We start from the raw sequence: 14,973 nt of genomic DNA on the forward strand, positions 1-14,973 counted from the left end.
GAGACACAGGACAATTTTTTATCAGAAGTTCTATGCTAAAATAAATATGAAATAAAAGTGCATGAGTAGTTTTCTTAAAATTTCTTTATGGATATTGCGGGCATTCGAAAAACATGCAGGAGGCTTTACACTGAGCTCTGAAGAGATACATCAACATTTAAGGAGAAGATGTTCATGCCGTGTTTTTGCGAAAAAAATGATAGAACGGAATTACGAGTGGAAGCGGATGTTGCCGCAGATCCTGTGTGGTGCCACCGTTGTTCGTGTAATCTGGAATTGGAGGACCTTCCCCTTTCCAAGAAATTAAGGACAGAATTGATGAATTGGGTGCTTCGGTACGGGGAATGGATCGATTGGGACCATGACGACCGGTTGGTTCCGGGAGGTTTGGTGCTGGAGACGGCCCATAATAAAGAAGGGAAACGATTAACGGAACGCATGCAGCAGGAGCTGGGAGCGGATTTTCGTGTCGTATTCCGGTCTTCCGTATTCGGCTGGCTGATGTACAGAAAGCCGGTACCGGCTGAAGCAGTGTACAGTCTTTATGGTATTCTTCCCATCTACCCACCTTGGTTGTTGAGTATGTAGATTTTTAAAATAACAAAACAGAGGAGAAAAGGTCATGGATATTACGATCAGACAGGAGACCCTTGCAGATTACAACGCCACGGAAACTTTGGTAAAACGGGCATTTGGGGATGAGACCTACAGCGATCCGACGGAGCACGTGCTCGTTGAGAACCTGCGGGAGTCAGAGGCATTTATTCCGGAATTGTCGCTTGTGGCGCTCGACAGCGGCAAGCACATCGTCGGTCACATTCTGCTCTCGCGGATCACTATTGAGGATAACGGGTCCGCTGTGGATTCGCTGGCGCTTGCGCCTGTGTCGGTGGCGCCGGAACGTCAGAATCAGGGCATCGGCACGCAGTTGATGCGTGATGCGCTGAGACGGGCCCGAGAACTTGGGTTTTCGTCGGTCGTGGTGCTCGGGCATCCGGAGTATTACGCCAAATTCGGCTTCGAGCGGGCGAACCACTGGGACATTCAAGCGCCGTTTGAGGTACCGCCCGAAGCCTTTATGGTGCTGGAGCTAACAGAACATGCCCTGGACAAGGCGCAGGGCGGCGTCGTGCAGTACTCCTGGCCTTTTTGGGAGGAATAAAAAAACGCGCAGCCACGCTGATGAATCGGCGGCTGCGCTGTCAATATCGGCGCTTTTTTTCATATATCAGCGGTTTCGGTTGTGGAATCGGCGGTTGCTTCGATTTTATCGGCGGTTCGGCGCAACTTATCGGCGACTTTCCAATCCCGGCTGCTTCGTCTAGCTTCCCAGCGTCATCCCGCCGTCGACCACAATCTCTGTTCCCGTGCAGTACGAACTTTCATCCGAGGCTAGAAATGCAGCAGCGCTGGCGATTTCCTCCGGCTGGCCGATGCGTCCGAGCGGAACCGATTGGTACGCATCCGGAACTCCCTGGCCTTCGGTGGCCATTTCGGTCTCGATCCCTCCTGGATGAATCATGTTAACCCGGATACCTTTCTGCCCCATTTCCACAGCCGCAGCTTTGGACATCGCAACAACCGATGCTTTTGTCGCCGCGTAGGCGGACGATTGAGGGATGGGCGCAAACGCCGAGACGGATACATTGTTAATGATGGACCCTTTCTGCTGTTTCTCCATATACGGGGTAACGGCCTGCATCCCCATGAATACGCCGAGCTGGTTCACATTGATCATGTGCTGATAATCCTCCGGGGTGAGGTCCGTGAATGGTTTGCGCGTCAGGGCTCCGGCATTATTGACGAGCACATCGATGGTACCGAATGCCTTGACCACCTCGTCCACTGCCGCTTTCCACTCGGATTCCTGCGTGACATCCAACTGCACCGGATACGCGTGATCCTCTCCTATTTCCGCCGCCACCTCACGTGCGCTGTCATAATTCCGTGCACCGATCACGACTCTGGCCCCGAGCGTGGCAAGATGCTCCGCGATCACTTTTCCCTGACCACGATTCGCGCCTGTTATAAGAATCACTTGATTTGTTACATCCGGCATTGTTTCTCTCCTTCCACCCTGCCTTCTGACACAAGGTTACGCAACTTGATTATGCCTCATCATAACACGCCGGCACACCACAAAGCGATGTATGGAAGAAGCCGCCGGTAATGCGGTTGATGACCCTGCGCATCCAAATAAAATTGGATGTTTTTTTATTGTATCGGCGGTCTGCTGTGACATACCGGCGCCATTTTGGTTTTATCGGCGTTCAACGATTTTTCCGATGCAGCCTGCGAAAAGCCTTTTTGTCCCGCGGCATACATCATGCCCTATTCTTCGTTCTTATGATGAATGATCCTTTCAACCTCTTCCACGATGTACCTAGCCCCCGCGATGGTACAAAAGATAACAGTGAAAATGAGTGTAATGAGCAAGGCATGGGTCGTTAAATGATAGCTGGATTCAGCAGAATCATACCCTATATTAGATAGGATAGGAGACACTATGAATATTGTTGCAAAAAATAAAATGACAGTGGCCAAAGCCGCATAGCCAAATGCCTTCATACCTTTCAACTCCTTTAAAAAATGGAAGCGTACCTGGTTACAGGAAAAGTAAGAATAAATATGATATAATCAGCATACACTATACACATCATCTCTGTACAAGAGGGGCTTGTGTATATGGCAAAGAATGCAAAGGGTGATAAAACAATGACCACTCTTCATCTAAAAGATATGGAAAGCCGGGTACATAAAAGTTCTAAAGAAAATCAAGACACAATAAACCATGTCACTGCTCAAATCAAGAATAAAAATTTACGGCAAGGACGCGTCCGCCCAAAAGATTCCGCAGAAACTCGGATTCTTAATAGGTTTAACCGGAAATAGATGAATTCTGTGAACTTATTAATTCAGAAGTAGATGCAGGCATCAATTATAAATAGTTATTCATTCAGCTGGTTATAATCTCATATCTCTCCAGAAAATCTATAACTCCGGTAATATCCATTTCGTGAGCAGCGTGCATACATCGTTGTAAAATACTTGGCAAATAAACTGAATATTTGGAAGAAAACCATTCATCTTCTTTGATGTATGGGAATAAATCATCAGGCTGCCACTTCTGCTTTTTAATATCATACAGCTGATCAAGAATTTCCTGCTTATCGGATCTTAGTTCAATTCTGCCAAGTTGGTCAATTGAACTTACAGATATGTCTTTGGCTCGCAACATCCATACCAGCGTCTGCACAATGGTGGAACCGGTATACGTTTCAAATAGAAGGTTTTCAGCGCCCTCTGCTTCCCATATAACCCGCTGTTTAATGTTCAAATTTAACATGTGATATTTTTTCCTCATGTCGTTTAGAGTGTCATTGGCATCTTCATTCACATAAGTGAAGGTTTCATTTGAACAAAGAATAGCAAAGGCTTTCTCCGCAATTTTTGGATGAGTTTTAGCAGCGCCGCTTGTGAATTTCGGCGGTTTTCCATTTACAGCAGTACTCACATATATTTTATTTTTCTTTTCGTCGATCTCTTGGATTGTCCACAAGTTTCCAGCTAATATAATATTATCACCTGGATTGTACATAGGATCTTTATCAATACTCCCTATTTTTTTCGCGCCTTGTCTCACTTCATATTCTTCGGAAGTTTTAAAAGCGGAATAAAACTCATGATGTCTCAGGATTCGTTCTCCCTCCAGTCCAACGATCATTTCATTACTTCCGTGAATAATTTCTATGTATTCTTCCGTCACCATGCTCTCCAGCATTACATTAATATATTCTTCTTCTATATCCTGAAAAATCTCGATATAGGCTATCAACTCTTTTAAAGCAGATGAGGTCATCCCGTTCTTTTCCTGGAGTATAGACAATATTTGATGAAATAATATATCAAAAGGCAGATGATATCCTATTGCGGGCTCTACCCATTTCTCTAAATTCAATTCCATCACAGCTAGAGATTGGAGCAGGCTGTCCTCACTTGTCGTATACATTTGTAGTATTTGATTTGTGTTAATTTTTCTCCCGGACCGTCCCAAGCGTTGCTTTAAAGAAGAAACGGTAAACGTGTTATCCAGTTGAATAATTATATCTACTGATCCTATATCAATGCCCAGTTCAAGAGAACTAGTGGCAACTATGCTCTTAGGTGATTGGGATTCTGACATAACTTTTTCCACATGCTCCCGTTCTGCTTTATCAATAGAAGAATGATGAGCATAATAAGGTTTTGTTTGATTTTCTTGATCTGACAATCTATTTAACATATGCGTTGCTTCTTCTACTTCCCCACGACTATTACAAAATATGATAGCTTTCATCGTTTTTGTGAGCTTTCGTATATCTTCGAACAATGCAAGAGGTTTCTTCCCAGATTCTTTTGATTCAAGATGTATTAAGTTATATAATAATTTTTTATCACTTTCGGCAGATTCTATCATTTCTACTTTTTCGGTTTGTTCCGGGTTCACCCAGTTTTTGACTAACTCGGAATTATTGATGGTTGCAGATAATCCTATTATTCTGGGCCGCTGAATGGCGTATGCCTGCATGCGGTATAACAAAGAACGAAGCTGCACTCCTCGCTCTTTATCGATAAAAGCATGAATCTCATCTATCACAATGAAGGAAACGTTTTGAAACATTTTCTGAAGCAGCTCTGTACGATTGATGAACAGGCTCTCGATAGATTCCGGAGTTATCTGCAAAATGCCGGCAGGTTTTTTTGTCATTTTTCTTTTTTGACTTTGAGAAACATCTCCATGCCAGCGGTGAATCGGGATATAGCTATCTTCACAAAGCTTCTCTATTCTCTCAAATTGATTGTTGATTAAAGCCTTTAATGGAGAAATATATATTATCTTTAATTGTTCAACTGCTTCTCTCTCTACCAGAGAAATAGCAGGAAAAAATGCTGCTTCTGTTTTACCTGAAGCCGTGCCTGAGGAAATAATTACGTCTTTATCACTGTTCATCACTACGGGAATTGTTTTGTCTTGAACGGGATAAAAGTTGGTCCACTGTTCTTCCCATATCTTTCGTTGAATATTCTCCGAAAGCAATTGGAATGTATTCATAGTTCCTCCTAAGATTGTGAAAAACGATTCATAATGTCATCATTAGATGATGGTGTATCCTGATTTTCCTCAAGGTCTGCTGGCTCATGCTTGGTTTCTTCTACTTGTTCCCTTGTATTAGATATGGATTTATTATCTTTAGAATCAACGTTTTGTCCAAATATTTCATTCCTATCAAAATCCGGATTTTGATTCATAATATTTAAGCCATCAATAAAGCGTTTTACAATGTGCCCCACGGTTGTGAACTTTTCAGCTCCCGGGACGGAAAATTCTTTTATAATAAAACCTTTTAAGTCTTCTTCTGTCACATCCGAAACATAATTAAAATGGTGAGCATGAATCTCATTTATCTTTTGCAAAAGTACTAGAATTTCTTCGTGCTTCAATGGAGATAGTTGAATTACCGGCTGTGATAAATCACGAAATTGCTCTGTTTCATATTTATTTACTTCCAGGCGCCTCTTTAATGCTCCGTAGCTGTAGAGACCCTTCCGTTCATCTGTAAGAAATTCTTTCGTTCCGCTAAAGGTTATATAAAGTCCTTCCAAACTTCCTTGCAGCGCATCATTAAACATATTCAAGATCGTTTCATAATTTTTCTCCCGTGCCTGAGCATGGTTTATTTTATAAAGATTAATGGCTTCATCGAAATTAAGAATCAAACCTGAATATCCAATTTCTTTTACGAATTGAGACAATACTTTTAGATAGGAATAGTAATTACTATCATCAATAATATCGCTGACTGAGAGATCTTTCTTCGCTTCCGTTTTATTAGGATACTCTCCTCGAAGCCATCTTAAAGCATTCCGGCGATCTTCCTGGTTATCTTCGACATAACCTTTATAATAAACTGATATAATCTTTGCAAAGTCGAATCCACCTGTTAATTCATCCATTTCAGAAACAAGTTTCGTTATTTTTTCTTCGACTTCTCTCACAAAGGCTCTATTTGAAAAATCTATCCCATCATAACCACGTTCTTGTACAACTTCCATTTGAATCGTATTGATCCACTTTTCAAGAATGACCGACAATGCGTTCCCCTCAGGAGAAGTAGATGTTGCCAAATTTGACATTAATTCTGAATATAAATTAAGAGCCATGCCGTTTCTTCCATAAAGTCTTTTTTCCGGCGAAAAATCCGCACTGGTAACTACAAACTTTTGTTGAAAACCTACTTGTTGAATAAGTCCTTGAATAAAACTTTTACCGCTGCCAAAATCACCAATGAAAAACTTTACAATGGAAGCTCCTTCTTTTACATTTTCCAAATCACTGAGTATTTGATTGGCTTCCTCTGCTCTTCCCACCATGATGTGATGGATACCTCTGCGTGGCACAACTCCACTTGAAAGAGAGTCTATGACTGCCGATGAGTCCCGCTTCTTAATTTTCATGCTGCCATTCCTCCTTCATTTCATTTAATAGATCAGAATAGTCTTCCATTATCACGATTGAAGAGGTACCTAGTTCTACGATATTGTCCTCTAAATGTTCGTTAGATTTTTCATTAATACCTGCTATAAACACATTCAGCATTTGATTGTTCTGCTTGATGAATGATTCTGCATCAGCGATGTCCAGAACATCATTATGAAAGAGGTTGAAGAACTGCAATTCTTCGTATAACAAGGAAGAAAAGAATGCTTTCATATCTTCCGCCTCTGATTCATCATCGTTAACATCAAACATAGTTTGAAAAGCAGGCTCAGTTTCATTATTGGATGGAACCCCGCTGTTTTCAGTGCTTGAGTAAGAAACTGCAGACTGAAAAGTGTTTGTTGCTTCTTCCTCTTTACGTTCTTCCCCCTCCATTTCTTCCACAGTGTTTACTAGATCGGTCGTATCCGAAACGGTTTTACTAATCAATGCAGCATCAAACGTTACTTCAGCTTTATCCTCATTAGGGGTTTCCGTTTCTGTATTGTTTTCACTTGGCTTAGCAGGTATTGCGCTCCCTTGTTCCTCCTTCGTTTTTTGTTCTTTTAATGAAGAAGAAAAGGATGTTTTCATATCTTCCGCCTCTGCTTCGTCATCGTTAACATCAAACATAGTTTGAAAAGCAGGCTCAGTTTCATTATTGGATGGAACCCCGCTGTTTTCAGTGCTTGAGTAAGAAACTGCAGACTGAAAAGTGTTTGTTGCTTCTTCCTCTTTACGTTCTTCCCCCTCCATTTCTTCCACAGTGTTTACTAGATCGGTCGTATCCGAAACGGTTTTACTAATCAATGCAGCATCAAACGTTACTCCAGCTTTATCTTCATTAGGGGTTTCCGTTTCTGTATTGTTTTCACTTGGCTTAGCAGGTATTGCGCTCCCTTGTTCCTCCTTCGTTTTTTGTTGAACAACTTGAAATCGGTCTTCCTCTTCTTCGTAATCACCTGTGATAAAGTTTGATTCCATATTTTCTTTCAACCCGCTCGGTAAATTTTCTTCTTCTACTTTTATTTGCCTGTTTACTCCATTCATCTTTCTTGTAATATTCTCTGAAAGTCGAAATAGGTTGGTTATTTCTTCATTCAATGCATTTTTAATACTAAAGGAAGTCACATAAATATGAGTGTCATCTACGTCCCTTTCAACAACGGCAGAAGTAAATAATCGTCGAATCTCTCTGGTTTGATTAATCTCAAACCACTCATTAAGCAGTGTGCTGTTATTTTCTTGATGAATGGATTGAAGCATTAGAATACTTTTTTTAAATGTCTTGTAAATTTTATTTTTATGTTCTTGAAAGAATTTTGTCTCTTTATAATTGTAAATATATTTGTGCCATATGTTCATTGAAATTTTGTCTGCTTCTTTATGCTGCAATTCATTGTACAATTTCGGCACTCTATAAAAGGCTTGATTATCCTCCCATACGTCAGCCAATTCCGGTTCCTTTAATTCATAAAGCATATCCGCTATCCAGGTAGAGAAATATTTTTCAAGTTTGGGATGAAGCTCTTTATAATTTTCGAGTAAATGAACCATCATAGAGACATTAAATGCCGCTTTGCTGTTAAATGAATAGTTAATAAGTTCATAACCAAACAGTATTATATAGCTCAAGTCCACTTCCATAAAATTTAATTTTAGTGCTTCCTGTCTCCAATAAATGTACCACTTAAATTGCTTTTCATTAAGATGATCAAAGGTAGTCCAATAGGCTTGAAGGGGTATCTCTTTACATTGCTGCTGTGTTCTATTGTTATATTTTACTGATTTTTTTATGAATTCGTTTGAAGAGGTATGATAGGTAATGGTAATACCCTTTGATGACGAAGAGTTTCTATTTTCTTTTTGTGCTTGCTGCACAGATTGAATAATTGAAGCAGGTGTCTCGAGGTGATTGTATGTTGGTAAAATGATATCAGTTTCAGAATAAAAAATAGATGGATGTCTTACTACTGGTTTTTCTCGGTTTCTCTTTTCTTTCTTCATTGATACTTTCTTCTTAGAGTTTTGTCTTTCCAATCTTTTTAGTAAAAGTTCAGGATCTGTATGGTATGATTTATATAAGGTTACGATGTTGTCATTTCTCAGACATTTTTTTCTCCATCTATGTATGTATATCATGTCTATCCACCCTAATATCATAGGGATAAATGAAAGTTGGAGCATTGTAAGTAAAAGGTATATGGTGCCTCTTATATATTTTTCATAGTAAAAACAATGCACTCCTATAAATCCTAAAAAGATGGAAAATACGTATCCTATCCAAGCCGGCCTTTGCAATCAAATCACTTCCCGGAATTATATTTTCATTATTATCTGTGTTTATCTAAAGCTCCATCTAGTCCTAAATCATGAATATAATTTATTCTGATTTTAACACATTGCCTTTCCTTGAAAGAGGGTAAATAAAAGAATACATAGAAAATTGAGATATATTATTGCCATCGTGCCCGTATCACCGAATTCAAAAATCGTTTGCGGCGATTTTCTTATTCATATCCAATGCCGGAATTGTCTTTATTCAGCACACTCGCCTTCTCCATCGTTAAAGTGTTCGAGCAAGTTTGGAGGAACGGACTCGAAGACCAGTAACTCACGATTTAATTAATGAGAATATACTTACATATAGGTGGAGGTGACCCTGATGCATTCTAGGTTCAAGCACAAGAAATGGACCATCGGGAATCTAACGGATATTATCGATTCTAAACATCAAGGCGTCTATGCTTATCCTCCTGACTCGGAAAAAGAACGGGAGGAAACCCGTCGTCTGATGCATGATTTTATGAAAAAAGATAGAAAAAGCCGCCGGTGAAGCGGTTGATGACCCTGTGCATCCAAATAAAATTGGATGTTTTTTTATTGCATCAGCGGTTGAAGGAAGTTTATCGGCGCCACGGCGGTCAGGTTACATCCTGTTCTCCTCCACTACGCAATGCGGCGGGATGTTGGTGCTGAGCCATACGCCGCTGCCGGCGCGGAAAAAGGTGACGCCTGCTTTTTCGGCAGCAGCGGTGTCGATGGTCAGCAGTACCGCCTGCCCGCGCCGCTGTCCGGCGATCTGGGCAAAGTCTTCGTTTTCGCTCAAATGCACGTAGCGTCGGTTTCTCCGGGTGATGCCCTGCCCGCGGATGGCGGGTAGGGCATCAGCATGCGTGCCGTGCAGAAGGTACGGGGGAGGCGTCTCTTTGTCGTGCGGCTCCACATCCACGGAGTGGCCGTACCTTGCGCGAATGTGACCGGACACGATTTCAAACCGCTGTTTGTCGCTGTCGGCTGCGATGGTGTGAATCTCTTCCTTCGTTGCACGCGGAAAAGATCCCTTGCGGCGGAGCGCATGCACCACGTCCTCCAGCGGCGTAAATCCTTGATGATCCAGGGTAATGCCAAAGGCCTCCGGTTCATGCCGCAGCATGAGGCTCAGCACCTTGCTGTACCGTTTTTTCTCTTTTTGCTGCATCTTTTATCCTCCTGTTATCAGCGGGGTGACAAGCAATCAGCGGTTGCCGCCGGAATATCGGCGCTTTTTTCATTATATCAGTGGTGCTCAGGAATTTATCGGCGGTTTGGGGCCATTTATCGGCGCCTGAGCCTCAGATATCAGCGCCTCGATGCTGCTGTTCCCCTTTTTCTCCCCGATAACACTTCGACCAGCACCTGCAGCAGGACAAACACAAGGGCTGCAGCAGCACCGAGCAGTGTTCCGGCCCATACCGGTCCAGAGACAAAAATCAGGCTGATACTTCCTGCAGCAGCGCCCGCTCCGGTGTGAAGAAGCACCCCGAGGCCCCTATTTGCTCCTGTACCTCTATGAATCCAGAAAGAGATGGGGATCCCCAGTATCAAAAAGACCGGGCACGAATAGACGAGCAGCAATCCATACGTAAGGGCACTATTGGCTCCGGACTGCAGCAGGCTGTGCAGGCCGCTTCCCATCGCTGCAAACACAAATGGAGCAAGGAACGCGGATAACAGAATACTATATATACTCATTACGCCACTCCTAACTTGTTCGTTGGTGCTGAGTAACAAAGCGGAGGCTGCGCGCCTCCGCTTTGTGTGTATTCCATGCCATGCCTTATGAATCCTGCTGTTTTTCAAACCTCAAATCAAAAAATTGATTCGTGTTGTTGAAGCAGATGTTTCGGATGATATTCTCCCACTGCGGGTCGTTGTCAGGGAGTTCTCCGTTTTCGATCCAGCCGCCTATCAGACTGCACAAGATTCTTCGGAAATAATCGTGTCTCGTGTAGGACAGGAAACTGCGGGAGTCTGTCAGCATGCCGTTAAACGCGCCGAGCTGGCCGATGTTGGCGGCGGTCTGCAGCTGTTTTTTGATGCCTTCGACATGGTCATGGAACCACCAGGCTGCACCGAGCTGAACTTTGCCGGCCAGACCTTCTTCGGAAAAAGAAGAGCCGATGGTGCTCAGCACGTCGAAGTCTTTGCTGTTCACCGAATATAGGATGGTTTTTGGCAGCTTCCTGTCTGTATTCAAGTCGTTGAGCAGGTGCGTCAGGTGCTCGGCGGTATTCAATTCATTAATCGCGTCGAACCCGGCGTTTTTCCCGATTTCCTTTGTTCCGCGTTGATTGGCGTCGCGCAGCACGCCGATGTGAAGCTGCATGACCCAGTTGTGTTCATGATAGTGCCTGGCTAGAAAGCTCATGATCCAGGAGAACCATTGGTGCTGCTGTTTTTCGCTGATGGACTGTCCGCTTCGAAGACGCTCGAAAATGGCTTCGGCTTCTTCTTTCGTGCAGTCCGCCCAGACTAGCTGTACGATGTCGTGGTCGGAGGAACGGCATCCTCTTTCATGGAAAAAGGTAATCCGTTCAAGCAGCGCCTGCTTAAGCGCGGCTGCACTTGATATAGTGCTCTGCGTCACGCTTTCCAACTGGTCGACCCATTCATTAAACGCCGTTCCGGTTTTGAACACGTTGTCCGGTCGGAACGTAGGCAGTACCGATACATCGAACGACTCATGTTCTGCCAGGAGGTCGTGGTACGCGAGAGAATCGACCGGGTCGTCGGTCGTGCCGATCATCTGCACGTTTTCCAGTTGAATAACGTCCCGCGGCGCGAGCGCGTTCTGCTCGAGTTTTCGCTGCACTTCTTCCCATATGCCTGGAGCATTGGATGCGTTTAATTCGCGGTCGACACCGAAGTACCGCTTCAGTTCCATGTGGGACCAGTGGTACAGTTGATTCCCGAGCAGGTTCGGCATGACAGACGCGTAAGCCTCGAATTTCTCATAGGGGGAGGCATCCCCGGTGATGAAACGTTCTTCGATGCCGTACATTCTCATCGCCCGCCACTTGTAATGGTCTCCGGTGAACCAGACTTCAGACAAATTGGCAAACGGTTCATTTTCCCATATTTCTTTTGCAGGCAGATGACAGTGATAATCCAGAATCGGCAGTCCTTCTGCTGCGTTTTTGTACAATTGATAGCCTTTGTCGTTATGAATCAAAAAGTGGTCATTCATAAAAGATTTCATTTAAACACCTCCGATGGTGGGTTACAGCAGGCCGAACAGATCCGGCAGAAATAGACTCAGCTGCGGGAAGAATGTGATGATCAGCAGCATCACAATAAGAATCACGAAATAGGGCACCAGTGTTTTAATGACTTTTTCAAAATTGGCTTTTGCCACGCTCGTCCCGACAAACAACACACTCCCAATCGGCGGGGTAATGCTTCCGATACACAGATTAAAGGCGATGATGATACCAAAGTGAACCGGGTCCACGCCAAGGTCCGCCGCCACCGGGAAGAAAATCGGGGTGAAAATAAGAATCGCCGGTGTCACATCCATAAAGGTTCCCATAAACAACAGGAGCAGATTCATGATCAGCAAAATAATAATCGGATTATCGCTGATAGAGAGCATCACGTTACTAATGCCGCTCGGAATCTCAAGGTACGACATCATTAAGGAAAACAAAGACGAACTAATAATTAAAAACAGGATCATCCCGGTCACTTCAAATGTTTCTTTAAAAATAACATCAATCTGTTTGATGCTGATTTCCCGGTATATCAGGGATAATACTGTTGCATACACAACCGCGACCGCAGCGCCTTCCGTTGCGGTGAAGACACCGCCGACAATGCCGCCAATCACAAGAACAATAAGCAGAAGACTTGGAACAGCATCCAGTACGATAAATGTTTTATCTTTCCAGCTTATTTTTTCGGAAACCGCGTAGCCGTTGCGTTTGGCAATGAAATAAGCGATGGTCATAACCACCAGTCCCCACAAAATCCCGGGGATGTATCCGGCAATAAACAGCGCCGCAATCGAGGTCCCACCGCTTACAAGGGAATACACAATCAACATCGAGCTCGGCGGAATCAGAAGTCCTGCCGGGGCCGAGGCAATGTTGGCGGACGCTATATAATTGACGGGGTAGTTCTGCCTTTTGGCCATAGGGGTTATAATTTTACCCATCGCAGCTGCGGCAGCCACACTCGAGCCCGAGATCGAGCCAAACAACATATTCCCGACCACGTTCGTGTGGGCCAGCGTACCGGGCAGCCGGCCGACAAATAGTTTCGCCAGGTTTATGAGCTTAAAGGCGATACCACCGTTATTCATGATGATACCGGCCAGCACAAACAATGGAATGGAGAGAATCGTGAAATTATCCACACCTACCGCCAGCTGCTGCGCCGCGGTTGTTAAGCTCTGATCAAAGGGAAGAATCCACAGCATAGTGAATATGGCGCTTAACGCTGTCGCAAGCGCTATAGGTGTTCCTATCAATAGTAAAACAATTAAAGAGCCGAATAGTAGAGTTGCAGCGAGTGCTGTCGTCATTCATTTCCCTCCATTTCCTCCATGGTACCGGCGGGCATTGCCAGGTACCACAGCGAATAAAAAGCGATAAACAATCCTGCTAATGGCAGGGCCAGATAGACATACATCATGCTTATACCAAGCGCGGCAGATGTCTCCTGGTTGGTATACGTGATCAGAATAATTCCTCCGATGATGAGAGAACCAGTGCTGAGCAGGAACCAAAAGACCTGAATCAGTTTGAAAATCACACGCTGCATACGCTCCGTGAAGCGTTGAAGCAGTACCGTGATGGCGATATGTTTTTGCTGCCCGAACACATAAGCTGTCGTAAAGAGCGCAAACCATATTAATAAGAAACGAACCATTTCCTCACTAATGGTGCTTGGTACATCCAGAAAGTATCTGGTAAATACCTGATAGATGGACAGCACAGTCATCGTTACAAGCAGCAGTACATTGATACCAAAAAGAAGTTTATCTACGGATTGTTTGACCATCTGCATATTACTTCACCTCATTTATGGTTTGATAAATGTCAGAGGTGGCGGGGTCGTTTTTGAACTGTTCATGCATAGGCTGCACCGCTTCAATAAAGGCCTGTTTGTCCACTTCCTGGAAGTTCACGTTCATTTCTTGTTTGGCGGTTTCTTTTGCATCATTGACCGCTTTCTGCCACAGCTCTCTATGATGGTTGGTGGACGTTGACGCAGCCTCCTGCAGAATCCGGCGGTGTTCGTCTGACAGCTGATTATAGGTTTTATCACTGATGATCAGCATGTCCGGTACGATGGAGTGTTCGGTGTAGAAATAATTCTTGGCGACTTCCCCGTGATTGCTGCTTGTCAGGGCCGTGGCGTTGTTTTCCGCGCCGCCGATCACACCGGACTGCAGGGCGGTATACACCTGACTGTAACTCATCGGAGTCGGTACGCCGCCCATCGCGTTAATCATCTGAACGCTCGTTTGACTGGCCTGAACCCTGATTTTCAACCCTTGCATGTCTTCGGGACTTTGAACCTGCCGGTCGGCGGTATACACATTCCGTACACCGCCGCTGTAGTACGACAGCCCCCGGAAGCCGCTGTCTATCGTTTTGTTATACAGTTCTTCGGTGATAGCAGAGCTGGTCATCACTCGGTGAAACTGCTCTTTGTTCTCAAACAGATACGGCAGGCTGAAAATCGCGTACGAAGGCTCAAAGCTTTCGAGACTGCTCACACTGACTTTGGCGATATCTACGGTGCCGATCTGGGTTCTTTCGATGACTTCCCGTTCCGACCCAAGGTTGCCGTTAGGATATATTTTTAAATGCAGTTCATTGTTTGTTTTCTCCTCTACTTCCTCTTTCAGTACTTCCATCGCCTTGTGAATGGGATGGCTCGTAGGGTGGCTGTGTGCCAGTATTAACGTAGACGTATCCTTTTCCCCCTGTGCGGTCTGGCAGGCGGAAAGAACAATTACAAGAAGGATGATTTTAATTCCTGCTAACCATTTCATGGTGGACGGCCCCTTTCTCCTCTCAGCAAATGCTGTGATGTATGATGCGCGGATATGTACTTCCAACCCGAAATCTAAAACGCTTTCAAACGACATAATGAAAAAAGACACATGCCGCGCTCAGGCGGGGAAA

At 44.2% G+C, this 14,973-nt stretch carries 15 protein-coding genes and 1 pseudogene; 4 read left to right on the forward strand and 12 right to left on the reverse strand.

Annotated elements, in window-relative coordinates; genetic code table 11:
• Positions 1–174: 174 nt before the first annotated feature.
• Both ACFSUB_RS15105 and ACFSUB_RS15110 read left to right on the forward strand, forming a co-directional pair.
• Positions 175–588: a hypothetical protein gene (locus ACFSUB_RS15105; protein WP_380714090.1), complete on the forward strand. Its 414-nt coding sequence runs from the start codon at positions 175–177 to the stop codon at positions 586–588.
• Positions 589–622: 34 nt separating this feature from the next.
• Entirely contained in the window at positions 623–1,162 is a 540-nt protein-coding gene (locus ACFSUB_RS15110) for a GNAT family N-acetyltransferase (RefSeq protein ID WP_380714091.1), read from the forward strand.
• Positions 1,163–1,321: 159 nt separating this feature from the next.
• Here ACFSUB_RS15110 and ACFSUB_RS15115 read toward each other — a convergent pair whose 3' ends face one another.
• Together ACFSUB_RS15115 and ACFSUB_RS15120 are read right to left on the reverse strand one after the other, a co-directional pair.
• Positions 1,322–2,059 (reverse strand): SDR family NAD(P)-dependent oxidoreductase, encoded by a 738-nt coding sequence (locus ACFSUB_RS15115; RefSeq protein WP_380714092.1) that lies wholly within the window; start codon positions 2,057–2,059, stop codon positions 1,322–1,324.
• Between the two features lie 272 nt (positions 2,060–2,331).
• Entirely contained in the window at positions 2,332–2,568 is a 237-nt protein-coding gene (locus ACFSUB_RS15120) for a hypothetical protein (RefSeq protein WP_380714093.1), read from the reverse strand.
• Between the two features lie 117 nt (positions 2,569–2,685).
• Between ACFSUB_RS15120 and ACFSUB_RS15125 the strand changes: the two genes are divergently transcribed.
• Entirely contained in the window at positions 2,686–2,892 is a 207-nt protein-coding gene (locus ACFSUB_RS15125) for a hypothetical protein (RefSeq protein WP_380714094.1), read from the forward strand.
• Positions 2,893–2,956: 64 nt separating this feature from the next.
• On the opposite strand, the gene ACFSUB_RS15130 is transcribed toward ACFSUB_RS15125, so the two are convergent.
• From ACFSUB_RS15130 to ACFSUB_RS15145, 4 genes and pseudogenes are all read right to left on the reverse strand, one after another.
• Positions 2,957–5,092 carry a DEAD/DEAH box helicase gene (locus tag ACFSUB_RS15130; RefSeq protein WP_380714095.1) on the reverse strand — a complete coding sequence of 712 codons (2,136 nt, stop codon included), beginning with the start codon at positions 5,090–5,092 and terminating at the stop codon, positions 2,957–2,959.
• Positions 5,093–5,100: 8 nt separating this feature from the next.
• Complete coding sequence (locus tag ACFSUB_RS15135; RefSeq protein WP_380714096.1) at positions 5,101–6,495, reverse strand: ATP-binding protein; 1,395 nt, start codon at positions 6,493–6,495, stop codon at positions 5,101–5,103.
• Positions 6,485–8,524, reverse strand: coding sequence for a TerB N-terminal domain-containing protein (locus ACFSUB_RS15140; RefSeq protein WP_380714263.1), 2,040 nt, complete (start codon positions 8,522–8,524; stop codon positions 6,485–6,487). The genes ACFSUB_RS15135 and ACFSUB_RS15140 overlap by 11 nt, the downstream gene beginning before the upstream one ends.
• Before the next feature lie 141 nt (positions 8,525–8,665).
• Positions 8,666–8,818 (reverse strand): annotated as a pseudogene (locus ACFSUB_RS15145) (NINE protein); the annotation flags it as partial.
• A gap of 364 nt (positions 8,819–9,182) precedes the next feature.
• On the opposite strand from ACFSUB_RS15145, the gene ACFSUB_RS15150 reads away from it, so the two are divergent.
• On the forward strand, positions 9,183–9,353 hold the full coding sequence (locus tag ACFSUB_RS15150) for a hypothetical protein (protein ID WP_380714097.1): 171 nt from the start codon (positions 9,183–9,185) through the stop codon (positions 9,351–9,353).
• 93 nt (positions 9,354–9,446) lie between these two features.
• Here ACFSUB_RS15150 and ACFSUB_RS15155 read toward each other — a convergent pair whose 3' ends face one another.
• From ACFSUB_RS15155 to ACFSUB_RS15180, 6 genes are all read right to left on the reverse strand, one after another.
• Positions 9,447–9,998 carry an RNA 2'-phosphotransferase gene (locus ACFSUB_RS15155; RefSeq protein WP_380714098.1) on the reverse strand — a complete coding sequence of 184 codons (552 nt, stop codon included), beginning with the start codon at positions 9,996–9,998 and terminating at the stop codon, positions 9,447–9,449.
• A 140-nt stretch (positions 9,999–10,138) separates the two neighbouring features.
• Entirely contained in the window at positions 10,139–10,531 is a 393-nt protein-coding gene (locus ACFSUB_RS15160) for a hypothetical protein (RefSeq protein WP_380714099.1), read from the reverse strand.
• 85 nt (positions 10,532–10,616) lie between these two features.
• On the reverse strand, positions 10,617–12,038 hold the full coding sequence (gene uxaC, locus ACFSUB_RS15165) for a glucuronate isomerase (protein WP_380714100.1): 1,422 nt from the start codon (positions 12,036–12,038) through the stop codon (positions 10,617–10,619).
• Between the two features lie 21 nt (positions 12,039–12,059).
• Positions 12,060–13,361 (reverse strand): TRAP transporter large permease, encoded by a 1,302-nt coding sequence (locus tag ACFSUB_RS15170; RefSeq protein WP_380714101.1) that lies wholly within the window; start codon positions 13,359–13,361, stop codon positions 12,060–12,062.
• Complete coding sequence (locus ACFSUB_RS15175) at positions 13,358–13,846, reverse strand: TRAP transporter small permease (RefSeq protein WP_380714102.1); 489 nt, start codon at positions 13,844–13,846, stop codon at positions 13,358–13,360. The genes ACFSUB_RS15170 and ACFSUB_RS15175 overlap by 4 nt, the downstream gene beginning before the upstream one ends.
• A gap of 1 nt (position 13,847) precedes the next feature.
• Complete coding sequence (locus ACFSUB_RS15180; protein WP_380714103.1) at positions 13,848–14,840, reverse strand: TRAP transporter substrate-binding protein; 993 nt, start codon at positions 14,838–14,840, stop codon at positions 13,848–13,850.
• Positions 14,841–14,973 lie beyond the last annotated feature (133 nt).

The sequence above is a fragment of the Salibacterium lacus genome (genome assembly GCF_042684865.1).
Taxonomy (GTDB): domain Bacteria; phylum Bacillota; class Bacilli; order Bacillales; family Marinococcaceae; genus Salibacterium; species Salibacterium lacus.